The organism is Pirellulales bacterium, assembly GCA_035939775.1.
GTDB lineage: Bacteria > Planctomycetota > Planctomycetia > Pirellulales > DATAWG01 > DASZFO01.
In genome coordinates this window covers 19978-44465 of sequence record DASZFO010000123.1, presented here as the reverse complement: position 1 = coordinate 44465, position 24488 = coordinate 19978, and the positions used below count along the sequence as shown (strand labels likewise).

Sequence of the window (24488 nt, the reverse complement as noted above, 5' to 3'; positions counted from 1 at the left end):
TTATAACATTCCGCTCCTTTTGCGGAGCATCCATTCAATCGCCAGCGCCAGCAGCAGGACCAATAACACGGGCCATTGGTTCCAAAGTTCCACGGGCGGATTGGTCGGTTTCATCGGCACATGGCGGCCAGAGGGTAAGTCGTCGAGCAGTTTGGCGGCCGTGTCAATGCGATAGAAACGCCCTTTCGTCTTGGCGGCGGCCCCTTCCAATTCGGTGAGGTCCATTTGCGTTCGTTCGAATTCAGCCTCCGAGACCTTCACGAGGAAGCTCGTCGATGGCTCGCCCGGCAGCACCGGATCGATCACCCAGGCGTGATAGTCGCCTTGGGGGAGTTCGACGAGCGTAGCGTCGAACACCTCGCGATGCGTCGGATTGCGGTGCAGGGTGATTTGCCGCTCAGGTTGGTCGCCACGGCGCAGCATCGCGACGGCGCCGCGATCTTCGGGGGGCGAAAGACGCTCGTCGGTGAATTCTAATCGGAGCCGGATCGGCTCGCCGCGCGCGTATTCCTTGCGGTTGCTCGCCAAACGCGCCGCTTGGTCTTTGCCAAGCAGCTTCGTGCGGCTCAGGTAGCGGATCGTCTGGATCCAATAGCGGGCGAAGTAAACATCCCCCACCTGAAACCGCCAGCGCCAGGTTTCGTCGGTGGCATGGAAAAGCACCATGCCGGCGCCCGTGCGGCGCTGCAAGATCACCGGCGCCTTGCGGCCGTCGGCCGTTCGCAACGTGGGATGCTCGGCCAAGACCTCGGCCGTTTCCTTCTTTTGCGCTTCCAAAAGCCAATAGACGGGCGGCAGCGTCTGCCAGATCTGGCGGGTCTCCGCGGGCGTATCGCCCAATTGCATGTTGGGATAGTTCAATCCGTCGGCGGTCGGCTGTACGACGAACCCATCGGCAATTGGTTGCCGTGAATCGGGAACGACGACGGTCGCCAAATCGATCGGGAGCAGATTGGCCAGCGGAGTGCCGCGCAGCGCCATTGGATCGTACGACGGGCCGGCAATGAAAACGAGCCCGCCCCCTTTTTGCAGCACGAACTCCGATAAACTGCTCATCGCCGCGTTGCTCAACAGCGCGGGATTCACGTCGCCGAAGATCACCGCGTCGTAGGCGAACAGGTCCTCGCGGCGGACCGGAAAGACAGGCAATGCCGTCTTGTCCTCCGATGTGTAATCCACGTCGGCGTCTTGCAGCACCGTATGTACCTCGATCGTATTGTCGCGCTCGAGCAGATTCTTCAGGTAGCGAAACTCGTAGCTCGGATAGGCTTGAACCATCAGCACCCGGATCTGCGCCTGGCGAACGCTCACCTGCCGCTCGAGCCGATTGTTGTCGAAGCGCACTTCATCGGGCAGGCTGTCGGTCTCGACGACGAAATCGTAGTCGCCGATCTTGTCGGGGCGGAACGTGAGTGTCATCTCCTGCGGCTTGGCGTCGGCGGCAATCTTCACAATCTGCTTGGCCAGCACGGCGCCGGATTTCTTGTCCTTAAGACGCACTTCGATGTCCCGTCCCGCGAAGCCGCTCGCGGAGAGATTGAATTTGAAGGCGAGTATATCGTCGACGAACGTGACCTCGGGCACCCGTAGATCACTCAATTCGACGTCCTTCGTCGGCTCGTCGCTGCCCAGGCCGATCGTGAACAGCGGGACTCCCTTCAGGCGGGCAAAATCGGCGGCGCCCCCTTCGGCGACCGCCGGTTGATCCGCGCTCGAAGCGGCCGATTGACCGAGGAGCCGTTCGCCGTCGGTCGTGACTCCATCGGTGAGCAGAACGACGGCGGCGATCCCGGTCAGCCCCTGGTCGCTGAGCACGGCGCGCAGGTTGTCGCCGAGCCGCGTCGCCTTGCCGGTCGGTTCGAGCCCGCGAATCGCTTTGCGCAGTTCCGCAAAATCGTTCGACTGCGGCCGGGCAAGTTCCGAGCAGAAAAAGACCTTGAGCTTGTAACGCTTGTCGAAGCCTTTCAACAGGGCCGCATCATTCTCCAGCAGCAGCGTTTTGGCCTGATTGAGCCGCGTGACGCCATCGAGACCGAGCTGTTTGACGCGGCGCTCGATATCGGCGCGGAATTTTTCATTCGCATAGTGATCGTTGATCCGCATGCTCTCCGAATCGTCGACGAGCACGACCAGATAAGGAAGCTGCGTTGGATTGAGCTTCAGGATCCATTGGGCGATCATGCCCAGGACCAGCCCGATCGCCGTCAGCCGCAGCATAATCAAGAGACCGCGCAGCAGGCGCCCCGCGCTGCCGATCTCAGATTTGTAAACGGCCACGACGAGCACAATCACCAACAGCACAAACAGGATCGTGATCGACGGGTTCCACGTCCAGGAGTCATCGAGCCGCCAGATCGTGCCTTCTCCGGCGGCGCCGGTTTCGACGCCGAAGTAGCTTTCCAGCCAGTGAGGTAAAACGCCGCTCATGATGCTCGGTATCCGAACCACCAGGCCAAGACCGTTTCCAACAGCAATAAACCCAGGGCCGCGTAGAGGAAACAGCGCTGCTGTCCCATCCGGCTGCCGAGTTCGACCGCCGGCCGCTCATTCAGGCCGTTCCAACCGGCCACGACCGTCAACCCTTCTGGCAATTCATCCGCGGAAATCCTCGCCAGGTCGCTTTCGCGGGTATCGACATTCACCGCGAACAGGCGACCATTGCCGCCCGACGAAAAATCCGCTCGGTAGATGCCGCTCTGCCAGGTGTCGGCATACGACCAACGGTTGCCGTCCTCGCGCGTTGCGATACGAATCTGCTCCTTCCGGCCGTCGGGCCTTTCCAGCGTGAGAGAATTCGCGGTCTGGGCGGCGGGCAACATCGATCCGAGCGACTTACCGACGAGCACGTTTCGATCGGCTCCCTGCGGCCCGATCGCCGCCAGTAAGACGTTCTGCACCACCGGTTGAAAGCTGTACTTGAGCGGCCAGTTCGACCACGGCTCTTTAGATTCCAGATCGACCGAGGCGAAAGAAGCGGGAACCGCGACAAGGATCGACCACCCACCGCGGGCCGCCGAATCGGCGGCAACTGGCGCAACCACAATCGCCGGATCGCCGGTCTGGCGAATGCCGAGCGAGACGCGCGCCTTCGCGTCGGTGGGATCCGGATGCTTGAGCTTGACGTACCGCCTGATCGCAGTGCTCAAAAGCCCCGCCCGCTCGTTTCCCTGAAACTCGCGAACGATCGGGTCTTTGTAACCGAGCGGATCGAAGCTGTATTGCGCGACGTCGGCGGGACCGTCCAGCAAAGTGGGCAACAAACGGGTTGCGCCGGGGCGTCCGCCGCCGAGTTCTTGATTGTAGTTTTGCGGATCGACGCGATCGCCAAGGAAAAACACGAGACCGCCGCCCCCCTTGACATAATCGGCCAGAATCCGGGCTTCGGCGGGTGTGAACTGACTAACATTCGAGAAGAACACGCAGTCGAACCGGTGCAGGTCGATCTCCAACAACCGGCCATCGGATGTTTCCTCGACGTGCACCGCCGGCGACCCGGATCCATCGCGATAAGGATCGAGCGCGTTGAACAGGTAGCGGGCCTGCTCGTGCGATCCCTCGCCATTGACCAGGAGCGCTTCGAGCGATTCCTTGACCGGCACCGATAGCCAGCGGTGGTTGTCGATATCGAGCGCGTCGAGCGGGTCGCCCGTGAGACGCACTTCGACCGAATGATCTCCCGCCGCCTCGAACCGATGCGCAAATGAAACCGTTTGCTGCGCACCGGGCACGATGTCGATCGGCCGCTCCTGAAATCGTTGGCCGTCGATCAGTAGTTCGAGCTGGGCATGATGCGGCCGGGCGCCGAAGTTGTGAACCTCGGCCTGAAAGCTGGTCGGGCTCTTCGTAGTCTCGATCGACTGGTTCGCTCGCAGGCCGGTGATCGCCAGGTTCTCACAATGCTCCTGGCCGAGATCGACGACCGCCATCCGCATCGATTCGCCCAGATGGGTCAACTTGTCGCGAATATGCCGGCCGGCAACCACGGCGTTCAGGTCCCAACTCGTGCGGCCGAGATCGGTGAGATAGTAGATCTCGGTGTAAGCCAACCGTGGATACTCCAGCTTGGCTCGCGCCGCCAGCTCCTCGATTCGCTCGAGCGCGTCGGCCAGATTACCGTTGCCGTGCGGCAGCTTGAGATCGCGAATCTCCTTGAGTAAATCGTCTTCGTCGACCTTGCGCTGGGCGTCGGAAAGGTCGTCGCCCGACGACGCGCTGCTCAAACGCTTCAGCGCACTACGCACCTCGTCGGAAACAAACGCCGGAGTGCCGACGATCACCCTCGCCGAATCGCTCATCAGAACGAGCGAAAAACCGTCTCCCGACGAGCTGCGGCCGACGATGTCGCGAGCAACCTGCTTCGCCAACTCGAACCGGCTCTTTTCTCCCGGCTTGTAACCCATCGAATAGGAGCCGTCGATCACGAGAATCCGGTGAACCGGCTGGCCCGCGACAAACGTTCCACCGAGTTGCTCGAGATAGGGCCCGGCGACGGCCACGACGACGCAGATGATCGTCAACGTGCGGATCAAGAGCAGGATCAACTGTTCGGCACGCAAACGTCGCGAACTTTTCTGCAGCGCGGCCAAAAGATATTCGACCGCCGCCCAAGGGACCTCTCGATACCGCCGCCGGCTCAAGAGATGAATCAACAGCGGCGCCGCGGCAGCCGCCAGCCACCAAAGCATGCCGATCTGAGTCAAACCAAAGCCAAAGAGTGGGTTAGACATTCGTCATTTTCGTCAGCCGGTCTTCGCCAGCCGCGAGGTCAAGTAGGCCGAAAGCGCAATGTCCAACGGCTGGTCGGTGCGCATGGGTACATAATCGATACGGTGCTCGCGGCAGCCTTGTTTGACTTCGCGGAGGAACTGGTTGAATTGCCCCAGATAGGCCCGGCGGAGCGAGCGCGGCTCGGTCAGCACGTCGGGCAATTGCTCGAGGCCCTTGAAGAGCGTCGTTCGCTGGAAGGGGAAATCCAGTTCGGCCGGATCGAGCACGTGGAAGATGATCACCTCGTGGCGACGATGGCGAAAATGCTTGAGCCCGGCCAAGAGCGACGGCACTTTGTCGAACAGGTCGCTCAGGATCACGACGACGCCGCGTTTCTTGAGCCGCTCCGCCAGATCGTGGAAGATGGGCCCGGTCGCAGTCTTCCTCCCGGCCGCGGTCACCTCCATCACGTGCAGCAGTTGCTTCAGGTGCGAAGGGTTGCTGCTCGCCCGCACGAGCGTTCGCACCTCCTGATCGAATGTGACCAGTCCGACGCTGTCTTGCTGCTGCAAGACCAAATACGCCAAAGACGCGGCGATGCACTGGGCGTATTCCAGTTTCGAGAGCGCCGCGTCGGGGCCGCGGTACGACATGCTCTGGCTCGTGTCGAGCAACAGATAGCTGATGAGGTTCGTTTCTTGCTCGTACCTCTTGAGATAATACTTGTCGGTCTTGCCGAACACCTTCCAATCGACGTACCGCAGGTCGTCGCCCGGCACGTACTCGCGATGCTCGGCGAATTCGATCGAGAAGCCGTGGAACGGGCTGCGATGCACGCCCGACACGTAGCCTTCGACGATCAACCGGGCTCGCAACTCGAGGCCCTGGAGCTTAGCCAGCGTTCGCGGGTCTAAATACTTCTGGAAGTTTTCCACCAGCGCTCTTCTCGAATTCGTCGGCCGGGATGGTTTCGATGAGCCGCCGCACGATGTCGTCCGGCCTGATTCCCTCGGCCTCGGCATTGAAATTAGTCACGATGCGATGCCGCAGCACGGGGGCGGCAACCGCGCGGATGTCGTCGCAAGTGGCGAAATATCGTCCCTGGAGAACGGCGCGGGCCTTCGCCCCCAGCACCAAATACTGGCTGGCCCGCGGACCCGCGCCCCAACTGACGTACTCGCGAATGAAGTCGGGCACCTTGCCTTTTTCCTTGCGCGTAAGCCGAGTGAATTGCAGGGCGTAGCGAGTCACGTGGTCGGCGATCGGCACCCGGCGGACGATCCGCGCGAGCCCGAGAATCTCCTCAGCCGTGAGGGTGCGAGTGACGTTCGTCGGCACGTCGGCCGTCGTTTGCTTCACGATCTGGAACTCTTCCTCCTCATCCGGATAGTCGACGAAGATATTGAACATGAAGCGGTCCAACTGCGCCTCGGGAAGTGGATACGTCCCTTCTTGCTCGATCGGGTTCTGCGTGGCGAGGACGAAGAACGGCTCGGCCAGCTTGTGCCGCGTGCCGCCGACCGTGATTTGATACTCTTGCATCGCCTCGAGCAGCGCCGCCTGAGTCTTGGGAGGCGTGCGATTGATCTCGTCGGCGAGGATCACATTGGCGAACACCGGCCCTTCCAGAAACTTGAACGCTCGCGTACCGGTCGCCTTGTCCTCCTGAATCACCTCGGTCCCCGTGATGTCCGAGGGCATCAGGTCGGGGGTGAATTGGATGCGGTTGAACTTGAGCGAAAGCGAATCGGCCAGTGTGCGGATCATCAGCGTCTTGGCCAGGCCAGGCACGCCGACCAGCAGGCAATGCCCGCGGGCGAACAGGGCGACCATCAACTCTTCGATCACTTGCTGCTGGCCGACGATTACCTTGCCCAATTCGCCGGTGATGCGGCGATAGGCGTCGCTTAGTCTCTGTACGGCTTGCAGATCGTCGTCGGGCATTTCAAGTACCAAGTGCGAAGTACAAAGGACGAATGGAGATCATTTAGCACGCATTCATTTCGCCCCCCGTTTACGGGGCGCTTGCATTCTTCCTCGGCGCCGCGTTGGCTTGCGTCAAAATAGCCTCAGCCGGTGGAGTGGCCGACTTGCCGGGGCCGAGGGCGATCAGTTTCGTTGGAGTGGCGATCAACAAGGTTCCATTGGCTGCGACGAGATTTCCTCCGGTCAGCGGCGGATCGAAACGGCCGAGTTCGATCGGCTCGTCGGCGTCGAGTTCGCCATGGTCGCCGATTTGCTGCTTGCAGCGGCGGATTTGGGTGCGCATTGGCCAGTATACCTCATTGCCAACGAGCACGCCGCGTCCGTAGCCGCTGGTCGTATCGTCGCGCCAGTAGTTCACGACCTTGCCAGTGACCGCGTCGAACCAGCAGATTCTCTTGCCCGAGACAATCAGATTGTCTGCTCCGATCCCCAGCAAATGCACGATCGGGCCGAGCAGATCGAAGTTGCTTTTCCAAAGCAAGGCGCCCGTCGCCGCGTCGAGCGCTATTATGCCAGGAGCGTCGCTGGGGGCAACGAACAAGCTGCCGCGGTAGTAAACGGCCGGGTTCAGATCCCGGTAACAGTTGGCGCTGATTCGCAACGGCTCCCCAGCCGTTCGCCTCGCGCGAGGGTATGTGCTAACCCAGCGGACTTCCCCATCGGTGGCGGAAAGTGCCGCGATTGCTCCAAGGTTCGTGTTCAGATAGAGCGTGTCGTCGGCGAGGGTCAGCAGATTGGAGGTGATTTCCTCGGCTTGACCTTGGGCCAGCGATTCGGCGGCGCAGATCAGCTTCCGCCAGCGGAGCGCGCCGGTTCGCGCATCGAGGCAAGCGACGTGAACCTGCGGCCGCACGTCGCTATAACGCATGACGACAAAGACATTGTTCCCGGCGACGACCGGCGCGCCTTCGTAAGCCCAGCGTTCGTTTCGCGCTTTATCTCCCGGCACGCGCCATACCAAGAGTCCCTGGGCCGCCAGATCGAGACAGACTAGATAGCTGGAGCCGCTGCCGAACGGTGCTGCTGCCGGATGACCCGTGACCGGCGATCCAAGACGAGCATAGAGACGGTCGCCGGCCGCGGTCATCGTGAATCGCGGGACGCCGAGCGCCCGAAACAGATTCTCGTCCCCTACCAGGTCTTGCTGCAGCTCCTGAACTTTCGTGCCGCAATAAATCTCTCCTGGCTCCCGAGCTGGGGCGTCAGGCGACTGCTGCGCCGCGACCGGCCAGGCCGGCTCGCCCGTTCGCAAGTCGAAGGCAAAGACCTTGTCCACGTTGTTGACGAGAACTAGGTTGCCGACAACCAATGGATGGTAGCTCAACAGCGCCGATTGCTCCTCGGCCACTCGGTTCCTCGGCCAGGAGTGCAGGGAGTTGGCATCGGCTTGAAATGGTTTTCCATCGCCGAGCGGAATTTCCCAAGCAAGATTTCCCAACGACTTCGGCTCGGCGGAAATGGCCGTTCGGGCCGGCGAGCCGGCGAAGGTGGTCCAATCTTTCATTGCAGGGGACTGGGGCCGGGCCTCCGCGTCGGCCAACAATCGCGCGAGCGTGTCAGCATATCGCGCCTCTCGGCCCGCCATGCGCCCTTTGGCCTCTGGATGCCGCCGGACAAAATCGGCCAACTCGACGCGCGCCCGAGCCAGCGAACCTTCCATGATGGAAACCAACACGAGTCGGGCGCGCACGTCGGCCAGATTCAGCTTCGTGTCGGGATACGCCAGCCAGCGAGGCGATTGCGCGGCAACCTCGTTCGGCGCGCCAAGCTCGCCGCTCCCATTCCGCGGCTCGGCCGGCGCTGATTGGCCGACCCGCAAACTGCGCCGCAGCGGCTGACCGTCCGCGGCGCGCAGCCCCGGACTGATCCGCTCCCAGCACCAGCGGGCCTCCTGGTAATCGCCGCGTTCCAACGCAATTTCACCGAGCGCCATGAGCGCCGCGTCGCCCCAACTGCTGACGAAGAATTGATCGACCACGCGGCCGAGCAAGCTGGCGTCGCGATTGGCGAGGCCCGCGTCGTACCAGCGCTTGGCGAGCGCGTCGACGCGGCTGCGATACAGCGCCCGGCCTTCCGGCGGCATTTCGGCCAACTGCATTTGGCAATACTCGCGAACAGCGACAAAACGCCGCGAATCGATCTGGATCAGTTTGCCGCCGTCGTGCTCCATCACCTGACGAAGTGTGTCGATCGCCTCGTCCCACTGTTTTTCGACCGAATTGGCCTTTGCCCGTTCGAGCAGCGCTTTGGTGGGCGAGTTGATCTCATCCACCTGCACTGCGTCCGAGAGATCGGAGGGCGGGGGCGCACTGAATTGCGCCGCCGCGCGACCTGCCGACAGAAACGCCGCCAGCAACGTCAACGCCGCGGCAACTGCTCGCATAACAGATTCCGGCGTTCTCATCGAGAGATTCCTCGGATTCAGAGCGCCGAATAAGTCCGGCGGGGACTGTCCCCTTTTTGCGCGGGCACCATCGCCGCGATGGTCGGCGGAGCAAAACGGGGACTGTCCCCTTCTCCCCGCCGGATTTGTTAGGCGCTCTTAGTATACGAGCGGCCAAAGCGTGGGGAAAGAAAGCTTGGATAGCGCTGCACCGCGCGGCCGATGCGTTGCCGCTCCATTGAGGCGCTGCTATTATTGATTTTTCTCAAAATCCCCCGCGTTCCCGCCCCTGCTCCTCCCCGTCCGGCTTGCCCGGATGCTAGTCTTTCCTTGATGCTCAAGCCTCACGAAGACGATCTGTTTCGCCAAAGCACGATGACCTTCGGGGAGCACCTCGAGGAGCTGCGTCGGCGGCTGTTTCGAGCGGTTATCTGGCTCGTGGTCGGATTGGTCGTCGGACTGTTCATCGGGCGGCAGGTCGTTCATCTGATCGAAAGCCCGCTGACCAAGTCGCTCGCCGAGTATTACGCCGACAAAGCTGACGTCGCATTGAAGGCCAAGTTCGGCGACCAACTTCCGGCCGAAGACGTCGAGTTGATGAAGGAAGGATTCGTCGCTGAGCAGGTGAATGTCCAACCCAGCAAGCTGATCGACGCCCTGAGCGGTGTGAATCCCGATGCCGCTCCTGCCGCGATCCGACTCCCGACATATCGCTTGACGGCGACGGACATCACGAACCCGCGTTTGCTTGCCGAAACGATCCAGGCGGCGAGTGCCGACGAAGCCAAGCCCACGCCGGCCCGCAGAATCTGGGAGAAGCTGCAACCGGCCGACCGGAAGTTGGCGACCGCGATCGCGGACAACAAAGACGCCGATCCCGATCCCAAGCAGGTGGCGCAACTGGCCGATGCGTTGAGTCGATTGGTTTCCAGCTCGGATTTCTCTGATCCGGAGGAGGATTTCCCCGCGACCGCGATTTCAGATTCGACGGTGGCGTTGCTGCTCGCGCGGCGAAAGGATCTCAAGCCAAACGAAGTGCAGCGGCTGAACTGGCTGCTCCTGGCCGCCGCCGCGCCGGACGCCATCGGACCGCCGCATCCCTACCTGGCCGCGCTGACGATCTGGCGGCCCGGAAGCGAGGACGAGCGAATCCGCCCCAAGGCGATGAGCGCCACCGAGGCGTTTGTGATCTACATGAAGGCGGCCTTCATCGCCGGTTTAATTATCTTCAGCCCGATGATTTTTCGCGAGCTGTGGCTATTCGTGGCGGCCGGGCTTTATCCTCACGAGCGACGATATGTTCACATCTTTTTGCCGTTCAGCGTCGTGTTGTTCGTGAGCGGGGCGCTGTTGGCATTCTTCGCGGCATTTCCCCCGGTGCTGCACTTCCTCTTCAGCTTCAACGACTGGCTCGGCATCCCGCCGGAGCCGCGGATCGGCGAATGGCTCAGTTTCGTGCTGTTCTTGCCGTTGGCGTTCGGGATCGGATTTCAGTTGCCGCTAGTGATGTTGTTCCTGAATCGGATTGGTTTGATCACAGTGGAGGCATACCTGCGCGGCTGGCGGGTAGCGGTTTTGGTGATCTTCGTTTTGGCGCCGATCCTGAATCCATCTCCCGATCCTTACAGCATGTTGCTGATGGCCGTCCCGATGACGGCCCTCTATTTCGGCGGCATCCTGCTCTGCAAATACGCCTCCCGCCGCAAGCCCACGGGCATCGGCGGCGAGTGACCATGAAAACAACGCGGCTTCGCTGATTGCACAGCGAGGCCGCGTCTCGTGAAATCGATCGCTCGATTTCCGATCCTGTTGGTGACTTGCGGCTGGCTTTCGGAGCCGGCGTTCTTGATTTAAGGGTGCGGCGAGGGGTGAGCACTGGGGCTCGTGTCTCGCCGCGCGGCAAGGGCTGAGCGCTAGGGCTCTTGGGAGTTCACAACCCGGCAATCTGCCCGGCCCCCTGAGCCCCGGAATCAGTGCGAAACGGGCGCCCGTATCTCCGAAAACGGCCCAGGACAGTCCCAGACGGTTTTGTAAGGGTTCCTAAGAACCGGCCTTGCGTTTCAAATCGAAGTCGACCGTCTGCTTGCCTGGTTGCACGTCGATTTCGCGGTTGTTCCCAACGGCATCGGTGGGGATTTCATCGGCGCGCTCGACGATGCCGGTCGCGTCGCCGCGGTTCGCATTTTCCTTGGCTTGCCGCTCCATTTCTTCATTGCTCGCGGCGAAATTGACCTTCTTCACGGCAATGATTTGCACGATTTTCTTTCCCGGCGTGAGACGTTCGACTTGATATCGACCATCGCTGATCGCGGCTCCCGCGGTTGGTCCTTGGCCGTCGGCCGGCTGAAATACGATCGAGCCGTTGCCCACGGCCTTGCTCTCGAACGTAACACTCCCGGAGATCGAAGTCGTCTTTCCGCAGCCTATCGTTACGAAGAGGATGGCGGCGGCGCCGGCCACCAGAACAAAGCGCATGCGACCGACTCGTGCAAATAACTGGCCAGAATAGGCAGGCAACGAACTTCCCATGGCGATTCTAATCCTACGGCAACGTAACGGATTCTCCGCCGGCTTTGGTCGCCAGGCCGCGCCAAACTGACGTATCAACCAGCTCGTCGACGAAACGAACGGAACCATCGGCGATGGCCACGTTGACTCCGCCCGGATGGTCGCTGCGCGCGGCGGCGTGAGCGCCGGCGGCGCTCGGAGTGTACCAGGCGTTTGAACCCAGGCTCAAGCAGGGGGGCTTATAGTCGGTGTCTCCCTGATCGCGGGGGCAGGGCCCGATGACTCGGTCCGGCGCGGTGGAGTTTGGCGTCAAGCTCGCCGAGAACAGCCCGCCCCCCATGTTGCCATAAATCGTTTCGCTGATCGGCCCGCCCCAGCCGGGGACGCCGGTCGTCAAACCCTCGGAGAGCAATAACGTCTTCGACGTCCCGTCGGTGATCTCTTTGACCCGAGTCCCCGGCCGCCGAATGTCGAAACTTTGCCCGGGGATAACTCCGAAGATGCCGCGACCCCATGGCCCTGAAGTCGTATCGGTCTTCGTGCCATACATGTCTCCGCTGCCGGTGCAGGCGCGGTAGCTCATCCGGTAAAACCCGTAGGAGTTGTTGGGCGGGGGCGGGGCAAATTCATCCTTCGCCGGGCAAGTGGGATCGCTGGGGCAACAGAAAATGGGCAGCAGCGTCATTCGCGCAATTTCCATCTGCGGGTCAGGGCCAATCGGCCCGTTCGCCCCCGGCGACGCCTGGGCAAAGCCGCGTTTCGGGAGCTGATCGTAGCCGTTGTAGACAACCTTTTCCTCGATCTGCGGCAGAATCAGCTCGGTCCAAGTGAAGGTGTCCCAACTGTCATATTTTCGGCCATACGGAAACAGCTTCTCCGCGGACTCGAAATTGAGGCACCCCAAGGCTAGCTGATTCAGGTTATTCGCGCAGCGGACGCGCCGCGCTGCTTCCCGCGCGGCCTGGATCGCCGGCAGCAATAGCGCGATCAAGATGCCGATGATAGCGATGACGACGAGCAGTTCCACGAGCGTGAACGCTCGGTGCCTGGCGATGTGCCGCTTGATTATCGATGAATTCATAGCGAACTCCTCGCGCCTGCCGAATGGCCAGATTTCGAGATGAGATTGACGGCGACCGCCTCCGAGGAGTTTGAGTTCTCTCGACAACAAGTCGCCCACCACACACAATTATGAGGGTTCCGTGAAACCTTGGCTATGAGAATTCTCTTTGTTTGCATTGAGATTTCTCGCGACGCGTCGGGCCGCGGCCGCCCGCAACCGCGGCCCCCTCAGTGCCGGAAACCAGGCGAGACGGTTTGCCGAGCACGAATTGGCAGCAGTTTCGCGTCTAGGTATTATGGTCTGTGCTGGGTCGAGGTCCGTCGGTAAAACAACTAACCATGAATTCACCAGAGGCGCTTCCATGAAACCGCGAGTGCTGTTATCTATTTCTGTGCTGGCAATTCTTTCCGCGACGGGTGCTTTCGCGGCGAATGTCGCCGAGCCTTCCGAGCCGAAGCCGGACAAGGACGGGTTCTATAGTCTCTTCGACGGTAAATCGCTCGATGGCTGGAAGGTCGGCAAGAACGCCGAATCGTGGAAGGTGCAGGATGGGATGATCGTGGTCAACGGTCCCGGCCCATCCCATCTGTTCTACGACGGCCCGGTGCACAATCACGACTTCAAGAACTTCCACTTGAAGGCGATGGTGATGACCTTCCCCCATGCCAATTCGGGAATCTACTTCCACACGAAGTACCAGGAGTCGAACTGGCCGAATCAGGGTTTCGAGGCCCAAGTGAACGCGACGCACAGCGACTGGAAGAAGACCGGCAGCCTCTATGACGTCGTGAACGTCCGAGATCCGCATCATGAAGACAACAAGTGGTTCTTGTACGAGATCATCGTCCAAGGAGATCACGTCCTGCTCAAGATCGACGGCCAGACGGTCTGCGACTGGACCCAACCGGCCGATTTCAAGCCGCCGCAAGGTCATTCCGGCCGCTTTCTCCAGCACGGCACCTTCGCGCTGCAAGGGCACGATCCGGGGAGCAAGACGTATTTCAAGGAGATTCTCGTCAAGCCGCTGGACGAGTAGTGGTGCAACGAACCTTGCTGGCCGGTTGGACGTAGTTGTGTAGGGTGTGTCGAGCGCAGCGCTGACGCACCGGCGCTTGTGGTGTGTCAGCGCTTCGCTCGACGCACCCTACGCGTATTCCTGTGGGCAAGAATCGCCGTGAATTTGGTCTTTCGTCCGATTTCTGAATCTGAATCGCCCGCGGCTGGAACGCTCTACATGCACGCGGCCGGGGCAGAGCATCAGGAGCGATTGGACCTGGCGACGCTCGTGCTCAAGCGCGGCGTTGCCTCGCTCCGCCAAGGGGAAGGTCCGATTCGGCAGATCGTCGTCGGGGCCGATCCGACGCTCGATGAGATGCTGGCGGCCACGATCGCCGATGAGTTGCTCGCCGGCCGGCAGTTGCCCACCGGATTAGAGGCTTTCGCCCGGTATGCGGCGCTCGTTCGTGAAGGGCTGACGCCGAGCAAGATTTCGCTCGAAACGTCGCTCGAAGGAACCTACTTGGCGATCCGCAGCGCAGCGGGCGAGAATCTGGCGGACGCCGCCAATGGCGAGCGGTTCGCCGCCGATTGGTCGCGGATGGCAGCGGCCATCTTGCAGGCAGCAGCCGCCGGGCAGGATCCGTTTGCTTCGTCGCTCTTTGCCCAGGGGGCCGAGTTTGCCCGCGAGCGGGCCTTCTTGGCGAGCGACCGCGCCGTCTATGGCCATGACCTCCGCCGCGGCGAGCAATGGATCGTGAGTATTCCGGGCGGGCCGCCGCAAGGGCGAGCGCTGGTGCTTAGACAGCCGAAAAGCCTGCTCTTCAAGCAATGGAGCCGGAGCGAAAAGGATTCCGCCGCCACGCAGCCGTTCATCTTTCTGGCCGTGCAATGGGGGCCGCGGCAATGGGTGTTCACGACCGATCCCATCCAGCGGCTGCCGATCAAATCGCTTGCCGATTTGCTGCAAGCTGCGGAAGAGACGTGCGATGCGGCGGCGGCCAAGCGCGATCCTTGGTTTGATGGAAAGCCGTTCGGCCACACGCTCGTCGCCGCGCCGCGGCAAGGGACGAAGCTCTCCGATCGCCAAGTGCTCGGCATCGTGCGGCGTTGGAGCCGGGCTCGCGGCGCGCGGCCATCGCCGCGCTGGGCGATGGCCGCTGCCGCGCTGGTTTTGATTTGCGGCTTGCCGTTGTACTTATACGTTTACCAAACGCCGCCCGATCCGAAACCGCGTGGACTCGAATTCGTGAAAGTTTCGGCCGATACGGCGGGCGAGCCGATCGACGTCCACGGTGGCAAGAACTATGCCCTGATCTTCGCCGGCGACGAATACAAGCATTGGCCGAAGCTCTGCAACGCCGAGAGCGATGCGCGCAGGATCGCCGAGATTCTTCGCGACGAATATGGATTCATCGTCGATCCCTGCATCGGCGCCGACTACACTAACAATCGGTTCTTCGACAAAGTGCGCGAGTATCGCAATAAGGATTTCCAACCGAACGATCAACTCCTGATTTACATCGCCGGCCACGGAGAAAAAATCGAACAAAAGGGTTACTTGGTGGCGACCGACTCGTTGGCGTCGACCGAGAGCATCAACGATCGGATTAGGAGCTATTATTCGCTGGCCGAGCTGCACGACGACATGGAAAAGACGGCCCTGCGCTGCCGGCACGTGTTTCTCGTCCTCGACACCTGCTTCGGTGGAATGTTCGACTTCGACACGGCCACCAATCAAGTTTCGCGCGGCCACGACGACGAACTGACGCCGATGCCAAAGGCGGCACTGGTCGCCAGAAAAATGCAGCATCGCTGCTGCGCGTACCTGGCGTCGGTCGGGAGGCACACGGCCTCCGACGGACAGTGCGGCGAGCACTCACCATTTGCGAAGCCGCTGATCGCAATGCTCGATGCGGCCAAGCCGGGCGACGTGTTGACGATCCCGCATTGGTTCGTGGCAGTCGATAGCGATGAAACGGACCCCCGCAACGGCCTGTTGCGCGGCAGCGAATCCGGCGGCGATTTCGTTTTCATTCGGAAGTAACTGCCCGGGGAATTGATCAACGGTTCACACGTATGTCGCTAAAGAGCTGCGACACGATTTCACTCGCGTCTTTTGAAATTCGCGAGCACGGACTAGAATAGAGAAGGCTTATTTCGCAAGGGCATGATTCCATTGCGTGAAATGATTTTCTCGAGTGATGGGCTATGACGCTCCAGGCGCACGTGAAAAACGGCTTGATCGTGCTCGACGAGCCGCAAGAATTGCCGGAAGGGGCGGCTGTGCAGGTTGAAATCCTGGAACCTTCGCCTGAGCCAGCTTCAGGCGACGGACCAACCCTTCTCGATCGATTGAGGCCGCTGGTCGGCACGATCGACGACCTTCCCGAAGATGCGTCCGTTAATTTGAAACATTATCTGTACGGCCAGCCCAAGCGATAAGGATCGTTTTTTTGGACGCGGCCTTCTACATCGCGCTATCCAGCTCGCGCGATCAGAACCACTTGATCGCCCGGCAGTTCGCCGGTTCATTTACCGGTCGTGTCATAACGACCGAAGACGTGCTGACTGAGGTTGCGAATTTTCTATCGCATCCGGTGCACCGCGAGAAAACGGTCAAGCTACTGGAGGAACTGCGAGCCGATCCGAAGACGGAGGTCATTTCGTCGTCGCACGAACTTTGGGATCGCGGACTTGACCTTTACGCCCGGCGTCCGGACAAGGGATGGTCGCTGACCGATTGCATCTCGTTCGCCGTAATGACGGAACGGGGATTGACGGAGGCGCTCACTGCCGATCGAGGTGCTATTGAAGAACGATATTCAGTGATCGAGTCGCTGCTCTCGTCGCGATAATCTGCGACAAGTCATTTCATCAAATCGTCGGTCTATTTTGAGAACAACTTGCTTTGCGCATCGCCGTGCGCGGCCACATATGCCACTAGGTCGAGAATCTCCTCGCGCGTGAGTTGGCTCAGCAAACCCTCCGGCATGATCGACTTGGGCGATTTCAGCCGCTCGCTAATGCTTGCTTTCTTCACGACGGTTGGATCGCATTTGACTAACGGGTTTTCCATCACTTTCACTACGTCCGGAGTTTCCTCGGTAATCAACCCGGTCACCTGCCGGCCGTCGTCCAGTGTGAGGATGTAGCTCTGGAATTTCTCGTTGATCTCGTAGGAAGGCTCAAGGATATCACGGAGAACGTCGACCGGCTGCTTCTTCGGATTGGGTTGCGCCAGATCGGGACCGACCACGGTCCCCACTCCGTTGAGCTTGTGGCAGGCGATGCAGTTGGCGACGGTAAATAGCTGCTTGCCGTTGGTGAATGAGCGACCGTGGTCCGTCTCCTTCACTAGCGGCGCGAGTTCCGCGAGCTTCCAATCCGTCCGTGGCCGATTGTACTTGAGCAGTTCATCGGCGATCGGCAGCGGATTCTTGGCGAGATAGGCCTCCGGATCGACCAGGTATTCGTCGAGATCGGCGACGACGTACATCGCCCCGTGCATTCGCCGCCAGTGGCCGGGGAACGTGCAGACAAACGGATAGACGCCGGGCTGCATGGGAGCGGTGAAGTCGATCTTTTGCGCGCCGCGCGGCATCAACAGTTGACTCGAAAACAGAATCTTGGGCGAAGCGGGAACGTATTGCCGATCCATCGCGCCGGGTTGCGTGCCAGTGCTGTCGGCCAGGCCGCCGATTTCTTCCAGCGATCCGGGCCGCGACACGACGAGATTGTGCGGCATGATATCGGTATTGTCGAAAGCGATCTCCGCAGGCTTGCCCGCCTGCACGGCGAACCGCTCCTTGTCGAACAGCATCTGATCGGGCATGGTGGCCAAGCGGATTACGCGGACTCCCAACTCGCCCAATTCCTTGCGGTACAGTTTGGCATCGGAGCGCGGCAAGAGCGCCGCCAACGTATCGGCCATTTGCAGCGCGTCGACCGCCGCGGGAGAGGTCCGCTCGGGAATCGGCACCTTGCGGATATAGGCCAAGAGCGTATCCAAGAGCGGACGGGCGTCTTCCTTTGGCCAATAGCTCGTGGGAACCCGCGCGATCGCCTGGATTGCCGCCTGCCGCTCGGCATCGTCGCCGACGAACTTTTCGAGTGCCTTGAATGTCGCCGTCTCTTGCCCGCGAACGGTCACCAGCGCGTTCATCGCGGCACGCCGCAAGAGCGCTTCCGAGGCGGCGCCGCCGACCTCGTAGACGGCCTCCGGCTTCGGGGCCGGGATACGGCGCTTCTCGAAAACGATTTTGCGAGTCGAATCGAGCACCTTGAGCGTGAACCCATTGAGCCGGTTTCCAAAATCTTCATCGGTTCGGTTATAGACGGCGATCGAATCGATCGGGAACTCCGAGCCGAGGTCCACCTCCCACCACGGATCGGGAACGTCTTCGGTGGTGTGCGTTTGGCCTCCGCGGCTAAAATCGCCGCTGGTGTTGCCATCGATCGCGTGGCTAGCGTCGCCGCCGAAGGCCGTGCTGATTTGCTTCGCCTTTCCTTGCCGCGCGACGTTGCGGCCTTCGCTGTAGACCTCGACTTCCGCCAAGGTTAGCGTCCGTGCGCGGCCGGGCAGCTCGACGCGGACGTAGCGGCCCATGCTCGGCTTGCCGCCGCCCGCCGAGGCGAGTTCTTTCGGCAGGTTGTTCAAGAGCGGCTGCACCTTCGGATAGAGGGCCGCCCGTTGGTTCGGATCGCGGACCAGCGGCATAGCGGTCACGAGGTCTTGTAGACTTCGGAGCGATTTCGTGGCGAGCGTCCACGCGCCTTCGACATTTCCGTCGGCCGCGATCAAGGCGGCGAAGGCAAGCTGCCGCGTGACCGCTTGCTTGGCGCCGGTGCAGAGCTTTTCCAGTTCGCCGCGGACGCTCGCCAATTCCGCCGAGCCGTGCGCTGTCAGCGTTCGCACCAGATCGAAGAGCACGCTGCCGTCCAAATGAATCTGCTGCTCGTCCTGGCTATGGATCGCATCGAGCAGCACGCGCACTTGGCTTTTGTTCTCGAGCTTGGCCAATTCGGCGACCGCCTCTTGGCGAAATTCATCGCGAACTCCCGCCCGAGAAAGCAATTCCACAAAGACCGCCTGGCTGCGCTTCATCTTTAGCAGGTCATCGGTGCCGACGTTCTTGAGAAAGTAGCGAGCCCCGGCGGGCGTCGTGAACTGAATCGCAACGCCGCCGGCAATCGCCCGCTTGACGTGCGGTTCGAGCGCTCGCAGCGTTTCGCCGCGGACGAAGTTGATGTATTCGTCGGTCGGAAAATCTTGCGAGACGAGCACGACTTCGATCGCCTCGGGCACTTTGAAGAAGCTCGCCGCGCGGATCGCCTCGAGCCGCACTCGCGGGCTCTCGTCGGCCGCCATTTTCTTGAGCAACTCGAGCGCTTCAGGCACCCGATCGCGCCAGTAACAGAGCACGCGCGTCGCCGCCGCCCGAGCATGGAAATCGGGCGAGGCCAGCAGCCGCTTCAAGAGATCGACGCTGACGACGTTGTGGTATTGATGAATCCAGAGCGCTTCGAGCAGGTTGTGCTCGTAATTCGGATCCTTGGTATCGAGAGCGGCGGCCCAGTTCTGCGCCGCTGCCGTCACCTGATCGCTGTCGCGCCCGCCCAACTCGATCTTCACGCGATTGCGCACGCGGTCTTCCGGCTCCTTGAGCAAATCGAGCAGCTTTTCGATCGGCTGTCCGGCGATTTCGACCGGCTTCAACAGCGGGCGGCCTTCGTAGGTGATGCGGTAGACTCGCCCGTGCGTTCGATCGCGATTGGGATCGCGGAGATTGTGCTGCATGTGGCCGATGATCGGATTGTGCCAATCGAGGAAATAGATCGCGCCGTCGGGACCAATCTTCAGGTCGGACGGGCGGAAATTGAAATCGGTTGAGGAGACGATCGGCTCGGCCTCGGTGCCGTGGAAGCTTGCCCCGTCGTCATTGAGCTTGTATTGCAAGATGCCCTGAAAACCGATCACGTTGGCCACGAGCAGGTTTCCCTGCATCGAATCGGGGAAATGCCGGCTCGACATGATCTCGGCCCCCGGGCAAGGGCGGGTCCGCTGCTGATAAACTTGCGGCGGATGGTTGTGCTTGTCCGGATAGTCGAGGTGCCCCGAGAAGAGCGCCCCGTGATATGGATTGGCCCCAGTGCCGTCAAAGACGAAATCCTGGCCCCAGTGGTCCCAGGCGTGGCCGTGCGGATTGGCGAAGGGATACGTGACGTAGGCCTCGAACTTCTGCGTGCGCGGCTCGTAGCGATAGACGCCGGCGTCGACGTTGTGGAGCGTCGGAGCATAGGGCGTTTCAACCTGCGTGTGCATGAACGTGCCCTCTTGGAAATAGAGGGCCCCGCCCGGATCGAGCGCGAAACTATTGGCCGTGTGGTGCGTGTCGGCCGAGTCGATGCCGTCGAGAACGCGGACGCGCGTGTCGCATACGTCGCCGCCGCGCGAGTCCTTGAGGAACATGACGTCAGGCGTTTGAGCCACGATCACGCCGCCGTTGTAAAACTCGAATCCCGTCGGGCAGTGCAGATGATCGGCGAACACCGTGCACTTATCCGCGCGGCCGGTCCCTTTCGTGTCTTCGAGGATCAGAATCTTGTCGTTCATCTCCTCTTTCGGCTTCCAATGCGGATAGGTCGGCCAGACGGCGACCCACAGCCGCCCCTTCGGATCGAACGCCATTTGCACGGGCTTGGCCAGCTCGGGGAAATCCTTCTCCGAGGCGAACAGGTTCACCTTCATCCCCTTGGCCACCGTCATCAACTTGATCTCTTCCTCGGGATCGACGAACACGTGCGTGCCATCGGGATTCTTGCCGGGGAAATTCGACTTCACCGGGATGAACGGCGGAGTGTTGGAATCATCGACTGCAAGATCGCCGCCGCCGGCGACCGCCCAAACCCGCTTGTCGCGGTTGGCGGTCATCACGTCGAGCACCTCCATCTCGCGCTGGGCGACGACGCGATTGGTCTGCCCGTCGCGGAAGCTCAAATCGGCCCGGCCGCCGAAGATCGAATAGCCGTCTACCGTTCGATAGCGGTTGAACCAGATGAAATCCTTGTCAACGATCGCCTGCCGCAGTTTTTCCATCGCCGCCGGATCGCGCGGCGGCGTCGGCTGGCCGGGAAACAGGTCCTGGTCGATCACTTGGGCAAGCTGCCGATCGCCCTCGTCATTGAGATGGATCCCGTTGATCGTGAGCGGCTTGTCGGCCTTGGCGTACAGATTGAGCGTCGGCTCATAGAGATCGACGAATGGCACGTAGTTGGCTTTCGCGACCTCGGCCATTGCGGCCGTATAGAGCGCGAGCCGGCGGTTGTTCTCCGTCCCGTCGGGCAGATTGCGATCGTGCAAGTTCTCATGCGCTATGGGCGAGAAGAGAACGAGCTGCGGAGCGCCATGGCCGTTGTACTTCTCGCCGAGCGCGTGCTTGATGAAGCCTTGAAGATCGCGCTTGAATCTCTCGATCCCCTCGGCGCCGGCGAACGATTCGTTGTATCCGAAGAAAGCAAAAATCACGTCGGCCTTCTGGATCGATAGATGCTCGTCGGGACTGCCAAACCCCGCCGACCGCAGCCGTAGCGTCAATTCGTCTCCCGAGAATCCCAAATCGCGGACAACGAGGTTTTCCTTGGGAAATCGGCTGTAGAGATAAGTCTCCAACCAACCATCATGCTGCATCCGATCAGCCAGCGTATTACCGATCAGGCAGATATGGTCGCCTGGATGAATCTCCAGCGTCGCGGGCGGCTTTGCATCGTCAGCCGACCTGAGAATCGTGTTCAGCCCGAACAATGCGCCAACGGCAAAGACCGCTATCGCAACGAAGAGAAATCGGGACTGAGCGGAACGCAACTGTCGAATCGTGGGCATGGCAATGCACCCTGTCGAATGGGATGGAATCGGGCCAGTAGAACTCGGAATTCCCCGAGGCGGGAAGATGCAGGCGGGCAAACGAAGCTCTGATTATGCCCTGATGAACTTCTTATGTCCAATCGTTTCAGAGGACTAAGTCTTGACGCTCTTATATCGCGTTTCGCTTGCACGACAATTCTCTGATGACGAAGTCTCAAAATTGATGAGAGTCCGATACGGCGCCTCGAAGAATTGGCGATCTAGACCGGCGATCGTTCTTTTGACGGGATTAACGAACGCCGGCCGAAAGTACCCAACTTTCGGCCGGCGTCTCGGGTCGGCGTCAAAAAACTCCGTCTCGTTACTTGTCATCGCCGCTCCCATTCGCTTCACGTTCGAATTCTGGAAGCTGCAAGGTAAACAACTTAAGGTTTTGACTCCAATTCTGCCGTTGCGCATCGTACCATTCGCGAGCTTCGTCCGAGCCGCCGACCTCGCTACGGGCGAGTGACATGAGCAGGAGGTCAACTCCGGTCTTGCCGACATTGGACTGCTCTTCAAGGCGCTGATAGACGCGCTCATAAAATGGATGCGCCGTATTCAGCATCACGACAATCGTGCGGCCGACCACCTTAATCCGGTAGACCGGTGCCCCGGGCAATTGTTCGAGTTCTACAATCACGGGGAACTGCGAGAGTCGCCGGTCAAGTTGGTCCGCGACGTCGCCGGTCGCACCGGCTGCCACCCGCTCTTGGATGAACGCGTTAATCTCGTCACGAATCTTCCCGCTTGGTTTATCCTCAATGCCCTCCAACGGCTTCAAACGCGGCTCGATTCGCTTGACCAACTCCTCCGCTGGCGTAGGATCGGCCAAACGTCTTGTTGGCTTTCGATGCTCGATGATGTCCAGGAGCGTGTTGACATTGGCCTTAATCGCTGTCTCCATTTGATTAAAGAGCGGTGAACCGCGCACGATTCGAGCATGTTGCTTTGTATGGGTAACACCGAATACCTCGTCCAATTCTGGCTCAAAGCGTATTTCCACTCGATACCAGCGGTCCTTCCAGTGGCGCGCATGGTATGGGCTGTGAATCAAATCGATCTCACGATTTGCGCGCACGACGCTAAACCCTGCCGTTGTCTCGATCTGACGAAGCCTAAGCGCCTCCTTCTGATCTTTGGTCTTTCCAGGCCCAAATCTAACCTGCCATTCTTCCGGCAGAAGTGAGATCGTGACTTCGACCGCCGAGATCTGCCCCGGTTGTCCGGGAATCGGGACATCGAACGTAAGCGTGTCACCATGCTTTGTCGCCAGCAGATCGCCATCGAGTCGCGCTTGGGGAAGCAGATAGAGTGGATCAAACGGCCCGATCTGAGCACCGTTGATTGTGAGCTCAAAATCCTGAATTAAGAAGTACCGAAATATACGCCCAAGCGAGGGCCGGAGATGGCGTATCAAGGTCTCACATCTTTGGTCATGGTCGAGACGGTCGGGTTTCTTCCAGATCACAACCGTGCCCGACGGAGAGTCGAACAATGCGGCATAAGCTGGCGGAATCGCCGCCTCACGAGGCTCAGGGACCTCCGTCATTTTGCCTTTCGAGATTTCATCAACATCAACATAGGTCCATATTGGCTTGCACCCGCGCCGCCACGAGTAAACTTCAACTCGCGTGCATTGGCTCACGCTTGCGTTGGGTAAGCCCATGCCGAAGCGTCCCAAGCTCGTCCGGTCATTGAAGCGGGAACTGTCGCCGAAGCGAAGCGCCCGACGAAGCGTTTCCACGCTCATTCCGCGACCGTTGTCTCCGATTGCCACCTCGACCACGCGCGGCATGGCCGGTCGGCCAATTCCGGTCGGCTCCGGTTCGGCGGTCAGCATATTGATTGTAACGGCGGTTGCTCCGGCCTGAATGGAGTTGTCGATCAACTCCGACAGGGCACTGTCGGTACCCTTGTAGCCACTATCACGCGTCGCTTCTATGAACCGATCCTGCCTCACGATGGAATAATCCGACGCCATAACACACACTTCCTTTCTGCCCGACATTTAGCCGGGACCGGAAATGAACAAACGATGCGGACCACGCACGAATTGCGCGCAATTAAAATCCGCGTCATTGGCGAGGGGAGATCGGACCGAGCAGAAGGCTCCTGATCCAGGCCCGCGTAGTGCCGCTCGCTTTCATCCCGACATCAAGCCGGAACGCGATCAGCCTCGCTCGCGAGATTATTGCAAGGGTACGCGACGCTGTCAAGCAGTTTGAGCAAGAATTAGCAGGACAACTCGACAGCAGTAGCAAAGCGTGGGAAAATAGCGTCATCAGGGAATCAAATGGAGTTTTCGCCATGACGTTACGCGAACACGTATTGCACGAGGCTCTCGCCTTGCCGCCGGAGGATCGGGCTTTCGTGGTGGCCGCACTGGAGCGGAGTCTCGAACCGCCAACCGCGGACGATATTCCGGATGCCGTTGGGGCGACCAGCCCGGACGCAGTTTCCGGCGATGAATTCTTACGCGAATTACAGCGTCGTTCTGAGGCGTACCGGATTGGGGCGACGACGGCCCGACCTGGGGCTGACGTACTCGCGGACCAACGGCGAAAGCAAGCGGGCGAGGCGGCGAAATGATCCTCCGCATCCTCGCGGAAGCGGAAGCGGAAATCGATGCCGCTCGTCGCTATTTGAACGAGCAGTCGCCCGATTTGGGTGGGCGCTTTCTCGATGATCTGACGCAGCGGCTGAATGACATCGCTACTGCTCCAATTCGGTTCGCCAAGCTCGAAACATTGCCTGACAATCAACCTTACCGCCGTGCATTGCTCAAAGCGTTTCGCTACGCGGTCGTGTACGAAGTCCTCCCGGACGAAATCGTGGTCACGGCCGTCGCCCATGCCAGCCGCGAGCCCAATTATTGGCTCGGCCGCCGCTGAGTTTTGACGCGCTTGACCAATCAACTGTGGAATCAATCCAACAGGAAT

General features: G+C 60.5%; 16 protein-coding genes. 7 read left to right on the top strand and 9 right to left on the bottom strand.

Translation table 11 applies throughout. The features are described from left to right. The 5 genes from VGY55_07960 to VGY55_07940 all read right to left on the bottom strand — a co-directional run bounded on the left by VGY55_07960 (window position 1) and on the right by VGY55_07940 (window position 9076). On the bottom strand, window positions 1-2427 hold the full coding sequence (locus tag VGY55_07960) for a hypothetical protein (GenBank protein ID HEV2969909.1): 2427 nt from the start codon (window positions 2425-2427) through the stop codon (window positions 1-3). After that, a complete protein-coding gene (locus VGY55_07955; protein ID HEV2969908.1) occupies window positions 2424-4727 on the bottom strand; it encodes a VWA domain-containing protein in 2304 nt (767 codons plus the stop codon). Before VGY55_07955 ends, VGY55_07960 begins: the two co-directional genes overlap by 4 nt. A 12-nt stretch (window positions 4728-4739) precedes the next feature. Further along, window positions 4740-5642: a DUF58 domain-containing protein gene (locus VGY55_07950; GenBank protein ID HEV2969907.1), complete on the bottom strand. Its 903-nt coding sequence runs from the start codon at window positions 5640-5642 to the stop codon at window positions 4740-4742. Continuing rightward, a complete protein-coding gene (locus tag VGY55_07945; GenBank protein HEV2969906.1) occupies window positions 5599-6651 on the bottom strand; it encodes a MoxR family ATPase in 1053 nt (350 codons plus the stop codon). Before VGY55_07945 ends, VGY55_07950 begins: the two co-directional genes overlap by 44 nt. 70 nt (window positions 6652-6721) lie before the next feature. Then, on the bottom strand, window positions 6722-9076 hold the full coding sequence (locus tag VGY55_07940) for a PQQ-binding-like beta-propeller repeat protein (GenBank protein HEV2969905.1): 2355 nt from the start codon (window positions 9074-9076) through the stop codon (window positions 6722-6724). A 333-nt stretch (window positions 9077-9409) separates the two neighbouring features. Here VGY55_07940 and tatC point away from each other — a divergent pair, with 333 nt between their 5' ends. Beyond that, window positions 9410-10807, top strand: coding sequence for a twin-arginine translocase subunit TatC (gene tatC, locus VGY55_07935; GenBank protein ID HEV2969904.1), 1398 nt, complete (start codon window positions 9410-9412; stop codon window positions 10805-10807). Window positions 10808-11116: 309 nt separating this feature from the next. Here tatC and VGY55_07930 read toward each other — a convergent pair whose 3' ends face one another. Both VGY55_07930 and VGY55_07925 read right to left on the bottom strand, forming a co-directional pair. Next, window positions 11117-11551, bottom strand: a complete 435-nt coding sequence (locus tag VGY55_07930) for a hypothetical protein (GenBank protein HEV2969903.1) — start codon at window positions 11549-11551, stop codon at window positions 11117-11119. A gap of 67 nt (window positions 11552-11618) precedes the next feature. Further along, window positions 11619-12665 (bottom strand): DUF1559 domain-containing protein, encoded by a 1047-nt coding sequence (locus VGY55_07925; GenBank protein HEV2969902.1) that lies wholly within the window; start codon window positions 12663-12665, stop codon window positions 11619-11621. A 343-nt stretch (window positions 12666-13008) separates the two neighbouring features. On the opposite strand from VGY55_07925, the gene VGY55_07920 reads away from it, so the two are divergent. From VGY55_07920 to VGY55_07905, 4 genes are all read left to right on the top strand, one after another. Continuing rightward, on the top strand, window positions 13009-13683 hold the full coding sequence (locus tag VGY55_07920; protein HEV2969901.1) for a DUF1080 domain-containing protein: 675 nt from the start codon (window positions 13009-13011) through the stop codon (window positions 13681-13683). Window positions 13684-13821: 138 nt separating this feature from the next. Further along, a complete protein-coding gene (locus tag VGY55_07915) occupies window positions 13822-15690 on the top strand; it encodes a caspase family protein (GenBank protein ID HEV2969900.1) in 1869 nt (622 codons plus the stop codon). 164 nt (window positions 15691-15854) lie between these two features. After that, the gene (locus VGY55_07910; GenBank protein ID HEV2969899.1) at window positions 15855-16088 is read left to right on the top strand and encodes a hypothetical protein; all 234 of its coding nucleotides are present in this window, start codon (window positions 15855-15857) and stop codon (window positions 16086-16088) included. Window positions 16089-16099: 11 nt separating this feature from the next. Next, complete coding sequence (locus tag VGY55_07905) at window positions 16100-16501, top strand: PIN domain-containing protein (protein ID HEV2969898.1); 402 nt, start codon at window positions 16100-16102, stop codon at window positions 16499-16501. A gap of 32 nt (window positions 16502-16533) precedes the next feature. Here the strand turns inward: VGY55_07905 and VGY55_07900 are convergent, their stop codons facing one another. Further along, window positions 16534-21525 carry a PVC-type heme-binding CxxCH protein gene (locus tag VGY55_07900; GenBank protein ID HEV2969897.1) on the bottom strand — a complete coding sequence of 1664 codons (4992 nt, stop codon included), beginning with the start codon at window positions 21523-21525 and terminating at the stop codon, window positions 16534-16536. Window positions 21526-21868: 343 nt separating this feature from the next. Beyond that, window positions 21869-23530, bottom strand: coding sequence for an ATP-binding protein (locus VGY55_07895; GenBank protein HEV2969896.1), 1662 nt, complete (start codon window positions 23528-23530; stop codon window positions 21869-21871). Between the two features lie 326 nt (window positions 23531-23856). Between VGY55_07895 and VGY55_07890 the strand changes: the two genes are divergently transcribed. Beyond that, window positions 23857-24138 (top strand): addiction module protein, encoded by a 282-nt coding sequence (locus VGY55_07890; GenBank protein HEV2969895.1) that lies wholly within the window; start codon window positions 23857-23859, stop codon window positions 24136-24138. Continuing rightward, complete coding sequence (locus tag VGY55_07885; GenBank protein HEV2969894.1) at window positions 24135-24440, top strand: type II toxin-antitoxin system RelE/ParE family toxin; 306 nt, start codon at window positions 24135-24137, stop codon at window positions 24438-24440. The genes VGY55_07890 and VGY55_07885 overlap by 4 nt, the downstream gene beginning before the upstream one ends. Window positions 24441-24488 lie beyond the last annotated feature (48 nt).

Bases quoted from the DNA above. Each gene is read 5' to 3' on its own strand.
- VGY55_07960 (HEV2969909.1), bottom strand. From the start codon at position 2,427: ATGAGCGGCGTTTTACCTCACTGGCTGGAAAGCTACTTCGGCGTCGAA.
- VGY55_07955 (HEV2969908.1), bottom strand. From the start codon at position 4,727: ATGTCTAACCCACTCTTTGGCTTTGGTTTGACTCAGATCGGCATGCTT.
- VGY55_07945 (HEV2969906.1), bottom strand. From the start codon at position 6,651: ATGCCCGACGACGATCTGCAAGCCGTACAGAGACTAAGCGACGCCTAT.
- VGY55_07940 (HEV2969905.1), bottom strand. From the start codon at position 9,076: ATGCGAGCAGTTGCCGCGGCGTTGACGTTGCTGGCGGCGTTTCTGTCG.
- tatC (HEV2969904.1), top strand. From the start codon at position 9,410: ATGCTCAAGCCTCACGAAGACGATCTGTTTCGCCAAAGCACGATGACC.
- VGY55_07930 (HEV2969903.1), bottom strand. From the start codon at position 11,551: ATGCGCTTTGTTCTGGTGGCCGGCGCCGCCGCCATCCTCTTCGTAACG.
- VGY55_07925 (HEV2969902.1), bottom strand. From the start codon at position 12,665: ATGAATTCATCGATAATCAAGCGGCACATCGCCAGGCACCGAGCGTTC.
- VGY55_07920 (HEV2969901.1), top strand. From the start codon at position 13,009: ATGAAACCGCGAGTGCTGTTATCTATTTCTGTGCTGGCAATTCTTTCC.
- VGY55_07910 (HEV2969899.1), top strand. From the start codon at position 15,855: ATGACGCTCCAGGCGCACGTGAAAAACGGCTTGATCGTGCTCGACGAG.
- VGY55_07900 (HEV2969897.1), bottom strand. From the start codon at position 21,525: ATGCCCACGATTCGACAGTTGCGTTCCGCTCAGTCCCGATTTCTCTTC.
- VGY55_07895 (HEV2969896.1), bottom strand. From the start codon at position 23,530: ATGGCGTCGGATTATTCCATCGTGAGGCAGGATCGGTTCATAGAAGCG.
- VGY55_07890 (HEV2969895.1), top strand. From the start codon at position 23,857: ATGACGTTACGCGAACACGTATTGCACGAGGCTCTCGCCTTGCCGCCG.
- VGY55_07885 (HEV2969894.1), top strand. From the start codon at position 24,135: ATGATCCTCCGCATCCTCGCGGAAGCGGAAGCGGAAATCGATGCCGCT.